Genomic DNA, 20,366 nt, shown 5'->3' on the forward strand with positions numbered 1-20,366 from the left:
TTCCTCGCGGAGCGCGTCTTGTCTTTTCACTACGCTCTGTCTATACACGGTTGTATATAGCAGAGGGACTGATTTTAACAGTCTGGCATATTGTAGAGCTGCCAGGCACAGTTATTTGTGAGTACAAGGCTCGAGAACGTATTCACCGTGGCGTAGCTGATCCACGATTACTAGCGATTCCAACTTCATGTGGTCGAGTTGCAGACCACAATCCGAACTGAGGTTACTTTTATAGGATTTGCTGACTCTTACGAGATCGCGCCCCGCTGTAGTAACCATTGTAGCGCGTGTGCAGCCCGGGATGTCAAAGGGACATGCTGACTTGGCGTCATCCTCACCTTCCTCTCCCGTAAGGGAGCAGTCTCGCCTGACACATATAACAGGCAACGAGGGTTGCGTTCGTTACCCCACTTAAGGGAACAATTCAAACCACGAACTGACGACAGCCATGCATCACCTGCCAAACACCCTCGAAGGACGGCCTAGTTTCCTAGGCTTTGCAGTTTGGTTTCAAACCCCGGTAAGGTTCTTCGCTTATCGACGAATTAAGCCACACGCTCCACCGCTTGTGCGAGCCCCCGTCTATTCCTTTGAGTTTTAAACTTGCGTTCGTACTACCCAGGCGCCCCGCTTAACGCGTTAGCTTCGTCTCTGAAAGGGTCGATACTTCCAAAAACCAGCGGGGAACGTTTAGGGCGTGGACTACTGGGGTATCTAATCCCATTCGCTACCCACGCTTTCGTGTCTCAGCGTCAGAAATGGCCCAGTGTGCTGCCTTCGCATTTGGTATTCCCCATGATATCAACGGATTTCACCCCTACACCATGAGTTCTACACACCTCTGCCACCCTCTAGCTTAGCCGTTTCGCACGCGATTCCAGGGTTGAGCCCTGGGCTTTAACGCGCGACTAACTATGCCGCCTACACACCCTTTACGCCCAGTGAATCCGGGTAACGCTCGAGGCTCATGTATTACCGCTCCTGCTGGCACATGATTAGGAGCCTCTTATTCATAGAGTAACGTCAATAAACTTCCTCCTCTATAAAAGATGTTTACGCACCGAAGTGCTTCATCCATCACGCGGCATCGCTCCGTCATACTTTCGTACATTGCGGAAGATTCTCGACTGCAGCCTCCCGTAGGAGTTTGGACCGTGTCTAAGTTCCAATGGTGGGGGTCAGGCTCTCACCTCCCCTAAGCGTCTTAGCCTTGGTAAGCCATTACCTTACCAACAAGCTGATACTACGCAGGCCGCTCCAGAAGCGATAAATCTTTACCCTTGCGGGACTATCAGGTATTATTCCGGATTTCTCCGGGTTATTCCTGACTTCTGGGTACGTTCCTACGTGTTACTACCCCGTTTGCCATGTAAATAAATACATTCGACTTGCATGCCTTATCCATGCCGCCAGCGTTCACCCTGAGCTAGGATCAAACTCTAATTTAAAGACATACTAGGTATGTCTTTCGTAAGTGAACGAAACAAAAGAAAATACATTCTGATCGTGGATAAGACGATCGGATTTCTTAAGTTTCTTGGTTTCTTTTGCGTAAAAAGAATTGTGTTCTGTGCTGCCTCCGCCTCACGTTCAGGGAGGACTCGGCAGCACTTAAAGAAATATACAAGGACGGGTATAAATACCCGTTTTTTGTATTTCTCTTCCCAGCACTCGCTCCTATAGAGAGCACTGGGAAGTGTGATGATTGCTGAATAATCTATAAATAGATCAATCATTAATCTCTGTTACGTGGTGCCCTCGTGGCTCCACGTAAATTTGTCAAAAAACAAACACCGCCTTTAAGACGGTAGCGACCATTATACGGATATACACCTTCAGGTCAAGCCAAATTGAGACTCTATGGTATGCTACCACTATGGAATTTGGATTAATCGTTGCTTTGGCGATTTTCTTTGAGATTTTGACTGTCTTATTTCGTCTTGTCCTCAAATTGCAAAGCAAAGTGGTACAGAAAAAATTTATTCGTATCCACCATGGATACATCGGAATGGCGGTACTCCTCGCCTCTTTTGCAATGCCAGACCTTTTGCTATGGGAAATTGGATGGGCGCTTATTATCTCTGACCTCGTACACCACTACACCGTACTTCCCCTCTTAAAAATTGCAGCTGTTGATTTAGATATGGAGCACTACGGCATTGGTGAAATAGCGCTCCGAAGAAAGTTTGTTGTGGCATTGGCAACCCTTTTGGTTATCGGGATTCTTGCGTCGGCTGCGACATCGGTATGGGTGAGCTTAGTGGCGCTTGCAATGATTATAGTATCTGAAGAGCTTCAAGAGCTTTTGCCTAAATTTAAACTTCCTCAAGAAGTGGTGGAACACTTCTGATTTAAAAAAGCCGACAGCACGATATAAATATATGGACATCCGATGTCCATATATTTTAACTAGGTGGATAAAGTGAGTTTTGTTTTGATTATAAGACTTGACCAAGGTCGAACCTTGGTCACTATTTTTTGTCCAGCTCCATCTTGCTAGCCAAGTAGAATACTACGATTAAGATAATTGTTTGTCCTATCTCTATTGCGGCTTGAGTGCTAGTTAGTACGTATTCTGGGTCGGGGAAAAATATATCAAACAGAAAGCTAACGGAAGCTAAAACGACTAGCATAATAACGGAAAACCGTATTACGGCTTCCAGATTGGTAACAAGATAATACTTTCTCATATTATATATTGAATATCGTGCACCAAAGAAAACAGCAGCAAGAATCACAACGCCAAGAACTATCTCGTACCCTACTACAGCTGGGGCTAATACGTCGATACCCGTAAGCGTTATTAAAAATGGCGATGAGACTACAGCTACTATTGCAAACACGATACTGGCGAGCATAGGTATAACTATTCCAGCAGCTACAACATGTAGCGCTGCCAAGTACCAGATTTTTGCTTCTTTCTTTTCTTTCATAATAAAGATTATAGTGCTCTGTTAACTTTCAATAAGTGTAGCACGACGCGTTTGGTTCGCGCATCGTGAATTCTGTGTTCGGACTAAGACTTGACCAAGGTCGAACCTTGGTCATGAGGCTGCAGAAAGAAAGCCCGTGGCACGTAAACGCGCCACGGGTCTTTTTTATGGGTTTCTCACTGTCACGTGAGAAAGGTAGATGGTCTTTATGTCGATTGACCTGATCGCAGGCTCGCTGTCGTGAACCTTGTTCATAGCGATCCCAAGACGCTGCTTGAGAGACGCGCCGTCTATTCGCCCTGCGTCAAAGAGAGTCCCCACCGAACGAAAAATCAGAGGTGAAAGAATCTCTACCCGAAGAGCTTCTGGGAGTTCACCGACACTATAAAGATCGGTCGCATATCGAGCTGCAATTTGTTGCAACTGCGCCGAATTCGGTTCCCAAACCACAAGTGTCGAAACAGAAATATGCGACTCAACTGGACTGCTTACCGTGTACGTAAGAGCGTACCCTTTCCGAACCTTTTCGGCCGGGTTTAAATCAACCTCAGCGCTACTGAATCGGAAAGGTGTTCGCACAACAATGTCACCTGCTGTGAATACTTCGCCAGTATCACTGATGCGGATATGTCCTGGCGCGACTTCAAATGAAGGCCTTATGAACTGAAGTGCGATAAACAGACTTGTAAACATCACTGCACAGACCAATACAGCCGCATCCTCACTCCCAATGAGTTGCGTCTTTTTTGCAATCATTCGCCCCAGCGGCATGCATGTGAAGTACGTAGGGGCGGCAGCGCAACCGATAAGCAAGACTGTTGTCCAACCTTCCTCACTCGCCCACCCCTCGATAAAAAGGAGGTAGAGGAACGTACCAAGCGAAGCCAAGATTGTCCCGAGCCACATAGTCCAAAAAAAAGCTACACCCGCTTTCTCTCTGACATCTTCTGTCGTTTCCATTGCATTTCTCCAAAAAACAAACGGCACCAATGCCGTTTTTCTGTGTTTGACTATAGGCTACACACGATACTGTGTCAACGAAACACCCCGCGGCGAAGCCGCGGGGTGTTTCTGGATATATTATCTAAACCACCAGAGTGCGGCGCACTCTGGTGGTTTAGTGGTTTACTCCACTAACTCGGTAACCGGAATACTAAGTGGGTGTTACTTCTTTCATTTAAGTAACCGGACTACTTAAGTGAGGGTGGTTATTTGTCTTGCCAGTTTTGTACGGTGACGAGAAGTGGTGTTGCAAGGAAAAGTGATGAGTAGGTACCTGCAAGGACTCCTGCGATAAGCATGAGGGCAAAGTCTTGTGTTACTTCTGAACCAATGAAGAATAGTGCCAGCAACACAACAAGAGTAGTGATTGAGGTGTTAATACTTCGCATGTAGGTCTGGTTCAAAGATTTACCAACAGTGAGTTCGAAATCTTCACGGCGATTTTTCTCTTCGTTTTCACGTAGGTTTTCGCGTACACGATCGAATACTACAATGGTATCGTTTACTGAGTACCCCAGAATAGCCAGAAGTGCCATCACAAAGAGTACATCTACCTCTGCCCCAAAGAAGTACCCGAGAGCAGCAAAGAGCCCCGCAGGTACGATAACGTCGTGTAACAATGCGATAATGGCGATGAAGCCGTACTTCCATGAACTGACTGGCTCACTTACTTTTCGGAACGCAACTGCTATGAACACGATAATTGCGAGGACCACAGCAAGCATGGCAATCCATGCTTTGTTTCGAAGTTCAGTACCAATGGTAGGGCCAATAGAGTTAAAGCGTTCGATTGTTCCTGTCTGCGCAGGCAGGCCTACGCTTTCCCCTGCCTGCGCAGGCAGGCCTACCTGTGTCACAGCGGCGAACACTGCATCTCGTTCAGCTTCCTCAAGTGGACGAACGCGTAGAATGAATTCGTCATCGCCCGCAGCACGCAATGAATATGCACCTAACTCAAGTTCGTTTAGCTGTGCCTCAACAACTGTTTTTGCAGGTCGCTCGGCGTACTTTGTTTCAATAAGCTCTCCGCCTGTAAATTCAATACCGAAGTTCAAGCCGAATACTGCAATAGACCCAATGGCTGCAGCAACGATAACTGCACTCAGTGCAAAAAATATTTTTCTGTATGTAACTATTAACATGATTAATTATTTAAAATACTACTAATATCTGCTTCTTTGAACTGACTTCCCTTCATCGCTTTGGTGTCTGCATCACCCTTTACGTCTTTTGAGACATTACTACGATGCACTTCATCAAACACTGCTGGCATCTTTTCTGCAAGCCCGTAGGCTCCAATGGTGCCAAATACTGTGTAGAGTAGGTCGGCGAGCTCTTTTGCAATATGCGCAACGTCGCCCTCTTTCATCGCTTCTTCTACCTCTTGTAACTCTTCATGCATTATCTTGACGCGGAAGTCAGCCGTCTTATCGTCAAGAACAGTTGGCTCGTTGTGCCACGCTGAATTAATCTTGGTATGGAATTCTTTCAGTTGTGTGAGTTGGGTTTTCATATTGAAATAATGATTTAACGCTAGTGGCTAGTTAATGCTTTTTCTCGTTTCTGTATCAATAGCGGAATTCATCTCTTTATAGTCTTTCCGAGCGGTAACGAATCTCTGTAAGTTTTCTTGAAATTCTTCTATAAAGAACTTGGTAATTTCAATATAATGTAAAACCTCTTTTCTGTGTTCAATATCATCTTCGTCGTCATCAAGCAAACTCGCAAGATACTTTTCTTCAGATTGCAGTTCGCTTCGCATATTTATTAGAGAATCCAAAGTATCTTTAATAGAATCTTTAATCTCTTGAATTCCTTGTAGATTATCTGCTTTAATAGATAACAATTCTTCTATATCAGGACGGTTTTTTGGTGTTTCTTCCATATTACCAAACTGCTATTTTAATCCTGTTCCAAACAGGAACTTTGCGATTCCACGGTATTCGTAATCGCCAAGCGCGAGCAGAAGAGTACGGCTAATGGTGATGGCAGTAAGCATTGAGATGATGACTCCGAGTCCAAATACGAGTGCGAACCCTTCTACCAGTGACGTACCAAACCAGAACAGGATAACTGCGGTAATGATACTTGAAAGGTTACCGTCTCGAATAGAAAGCCACGCTCGTGCAAAACCATCCTTCACCGCGTTGTTTGTCCATTTGCCTTCGAGGAGTTCTTCTTTCATTCGCTCGAAGATGAGCACATTTGCATCTACCGCCAACCCGATGGACAAGATGAATCCGGCAAGCCCTGCTGCGGTGAGTGTAATTGGTATTACCTTAAACAGCGCGAGCATGATGATGATGTAAATTGAAAGAGAAACAACGGCGAATAAACCTGGTAAGCGATACCACAAGAGTAAGAACAGTGCGACTACCGCAAGACCCCACACTGCTGCTTCAATTCCCTTTTCAACTGTCTCCGCTCCTAATGAAGCGCCGATTGTTTGACTTGAAAGAAGCTCAATTGGTAATGGTAGTGCACCGAAGTTTAGGTTGCGCACCAACTCTCGTGCTTCTTCTGGCTGGAAGCCGCCTGAGATAACCGCGCTACCGCCACCGATACGTTCGTTGATGACGGGGTTTGAAATAAGCTGGCCGTCGAGGAAGATGCCGAATACTTCCCCTACGTGGGCGGCGGTAAAATCTTCGAAGATTTTACCGCCTTCGCTTGTGAAGTTTAATACAACGACAGGTTCGTTAGATAACCCACCGCTATGCCCTTGCCCAAACTCTAGTGTTGCCCGATCAAGGTGTGCTCCGGTTAAAATAGCAGGCCCGTAGGTATCCCCCAACTCAAGCTCTATCGCACCATCTTCATTAGGTACTAGGTCAGACGTATCAATTGCTCCCTGAAGGCGGAATTCTAGTACTGGCGTTTCCCCGATAAGCCGAATGGCTTCTTGTGTATCGGTAACTCCTGGCAGTTCGATAATGAGCCTATCTTGCGTTTCGCCTGAGAGTGCACCGCCACGTTCTGTTTGTACGATTGGCTCTGCAACACCAAAGAGGTTTACACGACGCTCAATGGTGTCGCGCAGTGATGCCATAGACTCCGAAATATCTTCCGATGCAAGACGTGAAGTATCCGCCTTGTATACTAAGTGCGTACCTCCTGAGAGGTCGAGTCCAAGCTGAAATTGGAAATTGTTCTTTTGTATCTCAGAAGAGTATACGAACCATCCGACTCCGAATCCTACTAGTAAAATCGCTACTGTTATTAGTCTATTTTTCCACATAATTAAGTGCTGGAAGTATACCTTACCCATTTAGCGAATATCAAGGGGTATTTTTTTATACTACGAACCACGTTTTGTGAGAATGGTCTTGAGTGTAAGCGCGGCAATATAGAAATCGAGCCATAAACTACGCTCTTTTATATAGAAGAGGTCGTATGAAAGCTTTTCTGCAGTGGAATCTACGTCTGCTTTATGGTGTGCGTGGTTATCGTGCATTATTTGAGCCCAACCAGAAAGCCCTGGTTTTACTACATTACGTAAGTTGTAATACGGTATTTCTGTCTTATACACGTCAGTAAGTGCTGGGAACTCTGGGCGAGGTCCGATGAATGACATGTCTCCCTTAAACACGCTCCACAACTGAGGTAGCTCATCGAGCCTAGTGCGTCGTAGTAGTGCTCCAACACGAGTAACAGTATGCTTGGTTTCTAGCGCTTCCTCATCTGTATCGACTCCTGTCATGCTTCTAAACTTTGGAAAAGAGAATAGTTCCCCGCCAAGGCCAACACGTTGTGCTATGTAAAAGATTGGCCCTTTGCTCTCAAGCTTTATTGCCAGAATAATGAATGGATATAATACGAGCGATACAAGCCCGAGTATAACTGCAGCTGCAATATCTGTTGCACGCTTACCAACTGAATAGACCAATTGTTGGTCTAGCGACATGTACTGTAGGAGCCAGCGATGATCTATCAAAGAAAGTGGTACTCGTTCAAAGATTTCTTGGTACAACCTTCGTACGTCAATAAATTCGGCTTGGTGTTTTACAAAGGTTATATCGTAAATAAAAGACAATAGGTCATCTAATGAATGGTTGCTCATATCAGCAACTATAGTGCTGACTTCCCCACTTTCTATGAGTAACTGCAGGGTTTGTTTGACCTCTTCACTGGAAGAAAGCTCTGGGTGAATAATTGCGCGGAACTCCAACGGATACAGCGGGTCTTTATTAACCTCTTCTGCAAGCTCGGTAAGTTCAAGCCCTGTTCCGATGAGTACCGCACCAATTTCTCGGCGTACTAAAAGGTGCGGGTACATGTGTACTCGCCAAAAATACAGGAGTGCAGTTGAGATAAACAAATACAGCACCAGTACTGTTTTTGGCGTAATAAGAAAAATTGGAATAAGGAAGAAAAAGAGGGCGGCTATTCCTATGTTAACTGCTTGGGCTGCAAAGATAATGTTTGGTAGCTGCTTTCTAAATAACACGGTGTACCGTCCGTATAATCCGGAAATAAAATATACGATGAACCACACGCCAAATAAAAGAGAGAACGAGACCAAATGCACGACTGCATTTTCAAGGGAGGGCACACTAAAACTACGTAATGACAGTGCCAGCCATACGGATACATACAAAATGCTTATATCACCCAATAAAAGCACGATATAGGCCTTGCGACTCAAAATGCTCATACAGTACTAGTATCACTTTTAAGCTATTGACGCAATGGTTTGGCTATACTCCTATAAACTCTCTTTGGGAGTCGTCGCGGTGAACGGTGCGTGAATATCGGCTCATACCCATAATAATACCGAGCGCCGCAAATTCGGTAAGCAAGTGAGAACCGCCGTAGCTCATAAACGGCAGAGTTACGCCAGTTACGGGGAGCAGCCCTATGTTCATACCAACATGTACCGTAAAGTGACTGATGAAGAGTATGGCGACACCAAGCGCAAAGAGTGTTTCAAAATTAGTTGCTCCAAGTTTCGCATGCATTAAAATACGCCACAAAAGGATTCCGAATAGCATGAACAGGAACACAACTCCGACAAACCCCCACTCTTCTGCAAACGAGGCAAAAATGAAGTCGGTCTCGTATTCTGGCAAGAATTGCAACTTGCTTTGTGTACCGTACCCAATTCCTTTACCTGATATTTGCCCAGAACCTACAGCGATAGTAGATTGATACGCATTGTAACCAGCGCCACGAACGTCAGCCAATGGGTGTAAGAATGTCAAAATTCTATCTTTCTGATAATCGGCGAACACAAACATCCACATACCCGCTATGGCAAGCGCACCAGCAATAAATACTGCCAACAAGTGCTTTTTTGAGATGCCGGACACGAGTACCATCCCAAACCATACAAACGCAATCATAATAGCTGAGCCGAAGTCTGGCTGGAGCAAAATGAGCAAGAAAAGAATGAGTGCGTACACTCCAGACAAAAGAATGTGCCTAATGTGTGCTATTTCGATATGTCGACGAGTGAAGTACTTGGCGAGCAGCGCAATGATTACTAGCTTTGCATACTCAGCAGGTTGTACCGCAAAACCTCCAAAATTGAAGCGGCTTTGGGCCCCCTTTACCACATCGCCAAACACAAAAACTAGTAACAGCAGCAGAACTGTTATACCGAACAGAATGGTCACTATATTTGTTCTCCGTAGAAACCTAAAATCGATAAAGCTGAATATAAAGAACACGGCTACCGAAATAGAGAGCCATATAATCTGTCGTTGAAAGAATGAGTTGGCATCACCGTAGGCATGCATGGTTACAAGCCCTGCAAGCGTGATGAGTACTGCAGAAACAAATAGCAGCACATCGATGTGTCCAAAATATCGCTGCAGGATATTTCCAGATAGATTTCCCATATTCACTGCGCCTATCGTGGGCGTTGGGGAAGTATTAAAGGAACTATATCAACGCGACCGACAGCAAAACCAAATGGTTCTGGCCAGGTAAATGCGATTGGAAATTCTTCGTTTGGCCCAACGGCTTCTACTAATGTTCTCGACGAAGTGAATGCGTTTCCAGCAGTGTCAAAAACTGTCGCAACTAAAACTATGTCGTTAATGGTTACCACTTCACTGTTATGAACAATTGCGTCAAGCCGCGGCATTGAAGTGGTGTCGCTTATCTTTTCATTGCGTATTGAAATACCTATTGCTGGGTCTTGCATACGTTCCCACGTTAAGTCATTTACAAAACTGAAGAGCGTTCGTGCTGGGATACGATTACCAGTGTCTATACGGCTTTCAAACACTGGGAATACGCCTTCTGGCAGAACCGGTGCCCGCCCGAAACGCTCTGCAATAAGGATGTTTTTTTCGTCATAGAGTTTGAATTGGTATATACCATCGTACACTCCTGCACCTTGGTTTGGGTTTTCGATATACGCGACAGTATTGTAAAATCCGTCGCGCACTGGGAAGGTGCGTGCCCAAAGGACAGCATATGGCTGTATAAAGCGCTCATCTAGGAGCTGACAAGAGCCACCTCGGTCAATTGCTGTTTCATCTTGGTTTAGCTTGCCATCAAAACAAGTGGCCGGTTTGTATGTCGTGAAAAATACTATTGGTGCAATGATGCTAAATACAAAAAGAAGTAGCCCTCCTCCGTAGATCATTTGCCTTTTTCGTGCCCATGCTGATGTTGCCATTACCTACAAGTATACCTTAGTGCTTCCTGTGGTGTCGAATACACTATGCAAAAACGCACCTCACTTTGTGAGGTGCGTTTTATAGGAGTGTGAATAGTATCACTAACGATATATTCAAATATTTTATGTTGGCGCCGAGCTACTCTCGCCTTACGACTACCATCGCCTCAGAAGAGCTTAACTTCTGTGTTCGGAATGAGAACAGGTGTACCCTCTTCGATGAAGCACCAACATAAAATATTCGAATGTTGTTGTACCTATGTTTGAAAATGAGCTCAATCTCTCTAGAAAAGGGATTGAGGAGGATGGTGGGAATTGCACCCACAGCCTGCGCTTAGGACCGTTATAGTTACGGCCGTCGATCCTTTACTGCGACAGCAAGGACGGACACATATGCGGCACATTGGCTCGAAGGACCTTCGTCCTTACGCATCCTCATGAGGAAAAGGAGAGACGTAGGGCCCTCCAGTTCCCTCATTTTCAAACATAGGTAGTATTACATAGCACTGAAATCGACATGCAGATTTGTTAAACAAAGCTGTTAGAGAACTCCATACAGGAAACTCCTCGATGAATTAGTACACCTCGGCTAAGTACATCGCTGTACGTACACCTAGTGCCTATCAACGTAGTAGTCTCCTACGGATCTCAAATGATTTCTTATCTTGAAGTTGGCTTCCCGCTTAGATGCTTTCAGCGGTTATCCTTTCCCGACATAGCTACTCGGCAGTGCTTCTGGTGAAACAGCCGATAGACCAGAGGTCAGTTCATTCCGGTCCTCTCGTACTAGGAACAAATCTTCTCAAAAATCGACGCCTGCAGCGGATTACGACCAACCTGTCTCACGACGGTCTGAACCCAGCTCGCGTACCTTTTTAATTGGCGAACAGCCAAACCCTTGGGACCTGCTCCAGCCCCAGGATAAGGTGAGCCGACATCGCTGTCGTTTGATGGGTGTTCAACTTCCCACCATGGTTCACATTACTTGGTCAATTGTAATAATTTTTATACTGCCATTACTGACAGGTTCGGACTATATCTTCACCCTGTGTGTTCCACAGGGGATTGGCGTGTAGTCTCTGAGGATTTCTCGTATTCATCGTCCATGAACGTAGAGATCTTTCCTGCTGATTGCCCTCTCAAGTACATTTTCAAACCACGCAGCTCACTCTTTCGAGTCACTGTTTGGGTTGTACTGAGTTTCAGGTTATTTAGGGGTTCCAGCATATAGCCAATTTATTTTTGTAGAGGATTACTCCTCTAGGCACCCCGATGTTATAAGTATGTATGTATCTACTTAAAGTTAAGGTGCCGAACACCGCCGGCGATATGGACTCTTAGGCGGTACCAGCCTGTTATCCCCAGGGTAACTTTTATCCGTTAATCTCTAGCTGCGTCTAAAGCAAACTATCGGTTCACTATGTTCCGCTTTCGCGCCTGTTTGACATGTACGTCTCACAGTCAAGCTCTCTTATGCCATTACACTATCGGCACGGTTTCCATCCGCGCCTAGAGAACCTTTAAACTCCTCCGTTACTTTTTAGGAGGATAGCGCCCCACTAAAACTACCTGCCAGATACTGTCTCGATATGGTTTTTCCATACTGGTTAGAAGACGCATAAACAAAGGATGGTATTTCACTGACGGCTCCACGACTCCCAAAAGAATCGCTTCAAAGCCTCCCATCTATGCTACGCATTGTTCACACGCCCCCAATATCAAGCTGTAGTAAAGCTCCTGGGGTCTTTCCGTCCTGCTGCAGGTAAGCGGCATCTTTACCGCTATTGCATTTTCACCGGGCAGTTCCTCGAGACAGTGTCCCAGTCGTTACGCCATTCGTGCACGTCTAAAATTACTAGACAAGGAATTACGCTACCTTAGGACCGTTATAGTTACGGCCGACATTCACCGGGGCTTACATAGCCCAGCATACAAAGTAAACTTCATACACCATCCATGTTTAACCTTCCGGCATTGGTCAGGCGTCACCCCGTATACATCCTCTTACGAGTTCGCACGGAGCTGTGTTTTTGATAAACAGTCGCCAGGACTCTTTCGCTGCGGCCTACTACTCGAAAGCAGCAGGCAGACCTTATCCCTAAGTTACGGTCGCTTTTTTGCCGAGTTCCTTGAGGAACTTTCACCCGTTCGCCTTAGTCTTCTCGACTCTACCACCTGTGTTGGTTTGCGGTACGGTCCACACACTGTTGAAGCTTAGAAGCTTTTCTTGGAGGGCTCTTCGCACGAATCTCCTCTAGCGAACTAGAGAATTTCTTCGGTTCTCGAAAGTATGTGATACACGGATTTTCCTATGTATCCTCTCTTAGAACAAAAAACACCAATCCAGTAAGGTGCTCGTACTTGTTTCCCCCGTCACTCCATCGCACAGTGCGCAGGTTACGGAATATTAACCGTATGTCCATCGCCTCCCCCGTTCGGGATCGGCTTAGGCCCGACTAACCCTGAGCTGATCTTCATAGCCCAGGAAACCTCGGTATTTCGGCGTGTGGGAATCTCACCCACAATGCGGTTACTCGTGCCAACATTCTCACTTCCATATGCTCCACCATGGGTCACCCCTTTGGCTTCATCGCGAATGGAACGCTCTCCTACCGCTCATGAATTTCATTCAGGACATGTAAACATGTCCTGAATGAAATTCACAAGCCCGCAGTTTCGGTACGATACTTAACCCCGATCATCTTCGGCGCAAGGTCTCTGAGTGAGTGAGCTGTTACGCTATCTTTAAAGGGTGGCTGCTTCTAAGCCAACCTCCTCACTGTCAAAGAAACCTCACCTCCTCGCTTGTACTTAGTATCAATTTAGGGACCTTAACTTGCGATCTGGGCTGTTTCCCTTTTGAGCACAGGAGCTTCGCCCCCTGACTCTAACTGCCACGCTTTTAACTACTGGTATTCGGAGTTTGATAGGAGTGACGAGCTTTCGCCCTGTTCACACCTTCCAGTGCTCTACCCCCAGTAGGAACACGTGACGCCAACCCTAAAGCTGTTTCGGAGAGAACCAGCTATTACCAAGTTCGATTAGCTTTTCACTCCTTACCACAAGTCATCCGAGCGCGTTACGCGACGCAACGGTTCGGGCCTCCAGAGATCTTTCGAACTCCTTCACCCTGCTCATGGTAAGCTCACCTGATTTCGGGTCTAATCCATACGACTATAATTCGCGCTATTCACACTCGCTTTCGCTGTGGCTCCACCCGAGAAGGGCTTAGCCAGCCATATGCATTAACTCGTTGGCTCATTCTTCAATAGGCACGCCGTCGAGGCGCAAGACCTCTTCGACTCCTTGTAGACACATGGTTTCAGTTCTATTTCACTCCCCTCATCGGGGTTCTTTTCACCTTTCCCTCACGGTACTTGTTCACTATCGATCTGAATGTATATTTAGCCTTACCAGTTAGTTCTGGCAGATTCACTCGGGCTATTCGTGTCCCGAGCTACTCAAGAACGTTAGCTAAAGAGATATGTCATTTTCAAATACGGGACTATTACCCTCTAGGGTCAACCTTCCCAGGTTGTTCTTTTAACAACATATTTTGTAACTCTTCCTACATAAATGCAGCACTAACGCCTTACAACCCCCTACTGCAAGCAGTAAGGTTTGGGCTTCTTCCGTTTCGCTCGCCGCTACTCAGGAAATACCTATTGGTTTCTATTCCTCCGGGTACTAAGATGTTTCAATTCCCCGGGTGTGCTCCTTGTATCAAGTACAAGGTCATCGAGTGTTACTCGATGGGGTTCCCCCATTCAGAAATTTTCGGATCGAAGGTTGTTTGGCACCTCCCCGAAACTTATCGCAGCCAGACCACGTCTTTCATCGCTCCATTCAGTCAAGGCATCCACCATGCGCCCTTAATGGAACTTCCTGTAAGGAGTTCCACTAACTGCTTTGTTTGTGTCTTGTGTCTGTGCCAACACAACGTAAACCACTTTACGTTTGCTGACGTGTTTTGAAACTACCAGCAAGCCCGGTGAGGCTGCTGTTAGTGTAGTTTCGATTTATTTTCTACTTAATTAAAAGTAGTAAATGCAATGTATGCCCCGTACGGAAAGACCCTGGTCGGCTAGACCAAAAATCAAACGGGACATACTATCTGCATGTCGATTTCAATGCTATGTAATTGTCAAAGTGCAACGTACTTTGGGCAAGAAAAAAGGTCGCTCATGCGACCGAATCAAGTGCTTTTAAAAATAAAAAGTCACCTTACCGGCTCGCCTTTTGCTTCTTTAAATTACTCATAAATACGTGGTCGCTATTATATAGATGCGAGCATAAAAGTCAACAAAATGAAGATAAAAAAACAGAGTCGACATATCAAAATACATGTCGACTCCTTGTTTTTTAAGAAACGTTACTCCATCCCATCATGCAAACGTGGAATACTGCTATTCGAGACCATGTTTGCAAAAGTCCATGCTTCCCGTCCCTTGAAGAATAATTGCGGAAATACATACGATGTTGACGCAGCAACATATCCAGATGGCCCGTGAATTGGACGTACGCATGACACCACCCATACGCCAAAACGTATCTGACGATGAACCATTACTGGTCCGTATTTCAATTCTTTTGCAACCATGTTCTTGTCAGCATGACGAGCAAAATCTCTGGGCGGAAACATAAAGAAGAAAACCAACTGCTGAGAATTGCTTTTCATAAGTATCCCTCCTAATATAAATGAGCTGACACCTGTATACCATCAAAATACGCAAAACAAAACACCCGCCGTATTGGCGGGTGTTTTGTTATTCAAATAGAAAAGACTATTTGTGGCTCATTTCTGAGCGTAATTGTTCGATGTATCGTGCTGCTGCTTCTTGTCCACCGAGTCCGAACGCGAGTCCGAACGCGAGTGAAAGAGCTACAACAACTCCTGCAAACAATGTTTGTAGGAATGCTGTTGCAACATTCAATTGAATGAGAGCTGCGATAACTGCGAAAATCCAGATTGACCACTTAGCAACACTGCCAAGAAAATGTGCACTCTTCATTTCTGCGGCGCGAGCTGCTCCTGCAACAAGGCTTCTTACGAACTCACCAAGTACTGCAGCGATCAAAAGAATTAATACTGCAACGATAACTTGTGGCAAGTACAAGAGAACAACTTCCTGAAGGAAGACACCAACTTGTGTAAGACCAAGAACTTCCACTGCAGCGAGTAGGAATACAATAATGATGAACCATTTTACGAGTCCACCTAGTAAACCTCCAGCGCTCATGCGAAAACCTCCTCGGTTAACAGCCTCTTCAAAACCGGCACTTCGGAGTGCGTTGTCTATCTTGAGTGCGTCAACAACTTGTGCGACAACACGTCCTAAGATAGCTCCTACAATCCAACCGATTATAAAGATAACGATTGCTACAACTATGTTTGGTACGAAAACTACAAAGTTAAGCCAAACTTCTTGAAATGACTGCTGAATAGCAGCAGTCCATGATTGAATCAACATAACGTTATTTTTTGCCTAGGCGTTATATTAGAAAACGAATAATAATACAGTACCGACCTACCTTAATAATACACCTTGTAGGAAGCGATTTTTTTGTAGCTGTGGGTATGTTTTATTGCACCTTCCCTATTTTACGCATGTGTACATCCTTCCACGCTGGCGCCATTTTATCTACAATAATTTGGTGAGGATAGTCGAGTACATCCCGAATGAGTCTGTCGTATACACCTAAACGATACGTAAAATCTGGCGTTGAAAAAGCAGCGTATCGAAGCTCATGACCCATGTGTGATTCTAAATCTCGTATAGCCGCTTTAAGGCGCGAGTCTTTCAAAGAATCTCCTACTACCATTATGTCTATACGACTATCAGTATCACGAATAAAGACACCAGAAACGATTACGAGTTTTATTTTCCCTGTCCCATTAATCTTTTTTAGAATCCCATTATCGTCTGTCGGTTTAATGTTAAGTATAAAGTTTCGCAATGCAAGTAAGTCTGCAAAGGTGGTGTCTATAGTAAATCCAACCACTTTCTTTTTCGCCTCTTTTTTATTCTTGCCTCTGCCTTTAGTAACGATACGAGTATCGTTTTGTTTTTTAAGTAATCCTATTTTTGTAAATAGATTGAGTTCTTTTCGAACTGTTTGAGGATGAACCTTCGCACGTGTCGCAACTTCATCTGAGGTGTAGCATGAGTCAAGATTCGATAAAAATAATCGGAGGATTTTTACCCGTGCTGGGCTTCCAAATAGTGCGCTGAGTACATCATTCATTGGGGTGATTGTAGCATAAGCTTCGTGCAAACAAAAAACCGGCGCCAAAAGCGCCGGTTTTTTGCAATATATAGTAATGAAGTTATTTTAACTCAACTGTAGCTCCTGCCTCAGTAAGCTTGGTCTTCATTTCTTCTGCCTCTTCTGGCTTTACGCCACTCTTAAGGTCAGCCGGTGCTGATTCTACAAGGTCTTTTGCTTCTTTAAGCCCAAGTCCTAGTACTTCCTTAATTGCTTTGATAACTCCGATCTTTGAGTCACCTACAGCTGAAAGGTGAACGATGTAATCGCTCTTTTCTTCAGCGGCACCACCATCTGCTGCTCCACCTGCAACTGCAACAGCTGCTGCTGAAACACCAAATTTCTTCTCAAGAACTTTTACAAGCCCGTGAAGTTCAAGCACGGTCATCTTTTCGATCTTTTCGATAAGGTCCTTGTACTCATCTGGCACTTCTACCTCTTCCGCTTCGTCAGCAGCTGGAGCTGCTTCCTCTGCCTTTTCTTCAGCAGCTGGTGCTTCTTCAACAACAGCCTCTTCTTTTACTTCTTCCGCTGCTTCCTCAGTAGCAGCTTCGTCTTTCTTTTCTTCTTCAGTCATACGTTAGTTATTAGTTGATAGTTGATAGTTTTTAGTTGGTAGCAACACACTATACAAGTGCAATTGCTATGCTTCTTTCTTTTCTGCAATTCCGTTAAGTGCTACAACCAAACCTTGAATTGGTGAGTTGATGACGTTTGCGAACATACCACGAAGTGTGTCCACCGGTGGAATAGTTGCAACTTCGTTCATCTCTGCAGCATCCATGAAGCGACCTTCAAAGACACCTCCCACAATTGAAAGCTTGTCGCCGTACTTCTTTACAAACGAGTACACGTTTCGTGCTGGAGCTGTTGGATCGTCAGACCCGTATGCTACTGCAACTTCTCCTTCAAGAATTGGTTGCTCCCCCTCTACTCCGGCGTTTTCAAACGCACGGCTCATAAGAGTTTTTCGAGCAACGAAATATGATACGCCTTCCTCACGAAGACCACTACGAAGTGCAGTTTCTTCACTCACTGGAAGACCATTGAAGTGCACAAAAACTGTCGATGCCGATGTTTTTACTGCACCCTCAAGACGATCAAGAATTGCTTTCTTTTGTTCTTTTGTTTTTGCCATAGAGCAATACGAAAATGCTGATAAATGGTAACGAGTGTTATATACGAAGAGAATCAACCTCGGCACGTCTGACCCCTAATGTGGGAGCGCGCTTTCTTCAGCTCGTTACCGAAGACTATACCCAAATACAGCTAAAAGTGCAACGATTTACTATCAATTGACAGTGCGTGTATATGTGTTACAATACAGTTTGGTAAATTAAGGAGATAGAGATATGGGTAAATCTACGCTACCGGCTGATTTGTTGTCTGATCTCGGCGAAGTAATGCCAGTCGGCGGGATCCTCTTCGACTTCACTACTCAAATGCTCGGAGAGCTTATCCCTGAAAAAAACTGCGATACTCCGCGCAAAGCATTGAAGGAGGTTCTTGGCAAAGATAACATCTCTGCCGTGAACTTCGTTCTCGCCAAGCACGAAATCGCTGTTCAAATCTAGTGATTACTGCCCATCTACAAAAGCGACCACACTAGTTAGTGGTCGCTTTAACTTTTACCTATTGAAATAATACAAACGACACGCCAGCCTGCATCAAGTCTTCTGTGGTTATGTCGTAATAGTTAACAGCAAGCACAACACTCAGACTGATTGAAAGTATAAATACAAATCCAAACAGAAAGTTGAAGAATGTACTATTGAGGATTCCTTTTTCCATATCTATATATTACCATCTAAAGTTTAAACTGAAATAAGCTCTTTTTTACTTGTTAGAACTCGAACGGGACATCGACATCTAAAGAAACTGTCTTTACGAATGCCCCACTGTCACACGACAACGTTAAAGTCATATCTTCAGCGATAAGTGCGAACTCACTCCCTGATGTGCCAGTCCATGAAATAAGTCCTCCGGTTACAGTACAGCTGGTAGCACCCGAAGTATTCCAGGATACTGTCGTTGGTCCAAAGAACCCAGATGAAGGGTCAGCAGATATACTTCCACTTATTGCTGCTGTTCCACTACCGCCTGTTCCTTGAATTGGTGCAAAAAACATTTTTTGTATCCACGGTGTAGGGTCATTGCATCCTGGTTGATCACCAACCCATCCTACCTTGTTCCACGGTCCTTGTAGTGAGTTTTCAATACACTCTTTTTCACGTTGAGCCAAAAGAGCCTCAAGAAATGCAATGAGTGCGCTCGCCTCGTTGACCCGCGCTTGTAGCTCCTCTAGTGTTGGTCCTGTTTGTTTTTGTGGTGTCACTCCGTCTGGCAGAGGTTCGCCAACGATAGTTTTCTTTAAGGCCTGCTGTAATCCGAGCAATGCACTCGCTGGTTGTGCATCTTCCTTAAGAGCTGAATCACGTGCTGCTGCTGGCGTATGAATTCCATATACCTTAGCCGCAGCATAATACCCATCTAAATCATCTTTGTTTAGTTCATACACATCCGCAGCAGCAAGTGATGTAAGCGCTAGTTTTGAATCTCTGCCAAACGCTAATCTTTTCATTACATCTTCAGTTTCTTTATAGCTTTTGTTCATCGCAAGCAGCGCTCCTGTTTTACGTTCTTCTTCTACCTCTTTAAAAAACAAATCAATTACTGCGACCCCGTGAAGTACTGCCTGTTTAGATAAAACATCCCAATAGTCTTTCGATATCTTTCCATCTTTATCATTAAAAAAGTACTCAGTTTCAATCTCTTCTGTGCTTTCCTCATAATCTTGTTTCGCATTAACTACTCTATGCCCGTAGATTTTGTGTATGGCAAACCCTGAATCAAAGTACACATCACTCTCAGAGGGATGTGTATACTTACCAAAGCTTGCATCACGACTCACGAAATTATAATTTGAAAATGTTGCAGCATACAATATAGCGTCTTTAATACTTGCAACAACGGGAACGTCTTCATCTGTAATTTCAACAATTACTTTTCTACTTTCTGAATATTGTTCATATAGATCTCCTCCAAAATCCCAAGGAGGGTGTGCATCATTTCGCGTATGTGCAGGTACAGTAGCATCCTGCACCAAATGCAATTGATGCCCCAGAACCTGCAGGGCATAGTTTTTATCACCATGTACGTATTCATATACACCCCTGGCCCAAGAAAAATCAGTTTCGGAACTAAAGAGTATCTCATCCGACTTTATTTTCCCGCGCCCAAAGTTTCCTTGCATGATTGTATCCTGCGCCCATATCATGGAAGCATCTCCATTCACTGGAGCAAAATCTGAAAATCTCCCTCTAAGCCCTCGGTTCTTTACTGGATCATAAAAATGATTTAAATATCTTGTTGATGAATCTTCCTTAAGGCTTCCATCAACGATTTCTGCTACCTCAGAATTGCTAAACAACTCTTCACCATTAATGGAAGCATGCGCATTTAAAGTGGCTGCTGTTATATCTGCATGAGTTTCTAGGCTGTATGCACCTACATAAGTAGGCATGCTCGCAATACAT

Annotated in this window: 18 protein-coding genes and 3 rRNA genes; 2 read left to right on the forward strand and 19 right to left on the reverse strand. The window is 44.8% G+C overall.

What is annotated here, in order from left to right:
* Positions 1 to 61 precede the first annotated feature (61 nt).
* A 16S ribosomal RNA gene (locus JXR01_02005) occupies positions 62 to 1,448 on the reverse strand.
* A 428-nt stretch (positions 1,449 to 1,876) separates the two neighbouring features.
* Here JXR01_02005 and JXR01_02010 point away from each other — a divergent pair.
* Positions 1,877 to 2,350, forward strand: coding sequence for a hypothetical protein (locus JXR01_02010; GenBank protein QSH39065.1), 474 nt, complete (start codon positions 1,877 to 1,879; stop codon positions 2,348 to 2,350).
* A gap of 121 nt (positions 2,351 to 2,471) precedes the next feature.
* Here JXR01_02010 and JXR01_02015 read toward each other — a convergent pair whose 3' ends face one another.
* From JXR01_02015 to JXR01_02090, 16 genes are all read right to left on the reverse strand, one after another.
* Entirely contained in the window at positions 2,472 to 2,933 is a 462-nt protein-coding gene (locus tag JXR01_02015) for a hypothetical protein (GenBank protein ID QSH39066.1), read from the reverse strand.
* Between the two features lie 165 nt (positions 2,934 to 3,098).
* On the reverse strand, positions 3,099 to 3,893 hold the full coding sequence (locus JXR01_02020) for a hypothetical protein (protein ID QSH39067.1): 795 nt from the start codon (positions 3,891 to 3,893) through the stop codon (positions 3,099 to 3,101).
* 248 nt (positions 3,894 to 4,141) lie between these two features.
* Positions 4,142 to 5,080, reverse strand: coding sequence for a protein translocase subunit SecF (gene secF, locus JXR01_02025; GenBank protein ID QSH39724.1), 939 nt, complete (start codon positions 5,078 to 5,080; stop codon positions 4,142 to 4,144).
* Entirely contained in the window at positions 5,080 to 5,448 is a 369-nt protein-coding gene (locus JXR01_02030) for a hypothetical protein (GenBank protein ID QSH39068.1), read from the reverse strand. The genes secF and JXR01_02030 overlap by 1 nt, the downstream gene beginning before the upstream one ends.
* A 27-nt stretch (positions 5,449 to 5,475) precedes the next feature.
* A complete protein-coding gene (locus tag JXR01_02035) occupies positions 5,476 to 5,820 on the reverse strand; it encodes a hypothetical protein (protein QSH39069.1) in 345 nt (114 codons plus the stop codon).
* 12 nt (positions 5,821 to 5,832) lie between these two features.
* The gene (secD, locus tag JXR01_02040) at positions 5,833 to 7,173 is read right to left on the reverse strand and encodes a protein translocase subunit SecD (protein QSH39070.1); all 1,341 of its coding nucleotides are present in this window, start codon (positions 7,171 to 7,173) and stop codon (positions 5,833 to 5,835) included.
* 60 nt (positions 7,174 to 7,233) lie between these two features.
* Positions 7,234 to 8,589, reverse strand: coding sequence for a sugar transferase (locus JXR01_02045; protein QSH39071.1), 1,356 nt, complete (start codon positions 8,587 to 8,589; stop codon positions 7,234 to 7,236).
* A 43-nt stretch (positions 8,590 to 8,632) separates the two neighbouring features.
* Positions 8,633 to 9,775 (reverse strand): rod shape-determining protein RodA, encoded by a 1,143-nt coding sequence (gene rodA / locus JXR01_02050; GenBank protein ID QSH39072.1) that lies wholly within the window; start codon positions 9,773 to 9,775, stop codon positions 8,633 to 8,635.
* Between the two features lie 11 nt (positions 9,776 to 9,786).
* Entirely contained in the window at positions 9,787 to 10,563 is a 777-nt protein-coding gene (locus JXR01_02055; GenBank protein QSH39073.1) for a hypothetical protein, read from the reverse strand.
* A gap of 126 nt (positions 10,564 to 10,689) precedes the next feature.
* A 5S ribosomal RNA gene (gene rrf / locus JXR01_02060) occupies positions 10,690 to 10,795 on the reverse strand.
* Positions 10,796 to 11,117: 322 nt separating this feature from the next.
* Positions 11,118 to 14,451: ribosomal RNA gene (locus JXR01_02065) — 23S ribosomal RNA — on the reverse strand.
* Positions 14,452 to 14,935: 484 nt separating this feature from the next.
* Complete coding sequence (locus JXR01_02070; GenBank protein ID QSH39074.1) at positions 14,936 to 15,241, reverse strand: hypothetical protein; 306 nt, start codon at positions 15,239 to 15,241, stop codon at positions 14,936 to 14,938.
* A gap of 106 nt (positions 15,242 to 15,347) precedes the next feature.
* Positions 15,348 to 16,034, reverse strand: coding sequence for a hypothetical protein (locus tag JXR01_02075; GenBank protein QSH39075.1), 687 nt, complete (start codon positions 16,032 to 16,034; stop codon positions 15,348 to 15,350).
* 112 nt (positions 16,035 to 16,146) lie between these two features.
* Positions 16,147 to 16,809: a helix-turn-helix transcriptional regulator gene (locus JXR01_02080; protein ID QSH39076.1), complete on the reverse strand. Its 663-nt coding sequence runs from the start codon at positions 16,807 to 16,809 to the stop codon at positions 16,147 to 16,149.
* Positions 16,810 to 16,891: 82 nt separating this feature from the next.
* A complete protein-coding gene (gene rplL / locus JXR01_02085; protein QSH39077.1) occupies positions 16,892 to 17,407 on the reverse strand; it encodes a 50S ribosomal protein L7/L12 in 516 nt (171 codons plus the stop codon).
* Between the two features lie 66 nt (positions 17,408 to 17,473).
* Positions 17,474 to 17,968: a 50S ribosomal protein L10 gene (locus JXR01_02090; protein ID QSH39078.1), complete on the reverse strand. Its 495-nt coding sequence runs from the start codon at positions 17,966 to 17,968 to the stop codon at positions 17,474 to 17,476.
* A gap of 214 nt (positions 17,969 to 18,182) precedes the next feature.
* Here JXR01_02090 and JXR01_02095 point away from each other — a divergent pair, with 214 nt between their 5' ends.
* Positions 18,183 to 18,404, forward strand: coding sequence for a hypothetical protein (locus tag JXR01_02095; GenBank protein QSH39079.1), 222 nt, complete (start codon positions 18,183 to 18,185; stop codon positions 18,402 to 18,404).
* Positions 18,405 to 18,462: 58 nt separating this feature from the next.
* Here the strand turns inward: JXR01_02095 and JXR01_02100 are convergent, their stop codons facing one another.
* Together JXR01_02100 and JXR01_02105 are read right to left on the reverse strand one after the other, a co-directional pair.
* Entirely contained in the window at positions 18,463 to 18,621 is a 159-nt protein-coding gene (locus JXR01_02100; protein ID QSH39080.1) for a hypothetical protein, read from the reverse strand.
* A 52-nt stretch (positions 18,622 to 18,673) separates the two neighbouring features.
* The gene (locus JXR01_02105; protein QSH39081.1) at positions 18,674 to 20,353 is read right to left on the reverse strand and encodes a hypothetical protein; all 1,680 of its coding nucleotides are present in this window, start codon (positions 20,351 to 20,353) and stop codon (positions 18,674 to 18,676) included.
* Positions 20,354 to 20,366 lie beyond the last annotated feature (13 nt).

It is taken from the genome of Candidatus Kaiserbacteria bacterium (assembly GCA_017134395.1).
Classification (GTDB): Bacteria; Patescibacteriota; Minisyncoccia; order Phycocordibacterales; family UBA2100; genus UBA2100.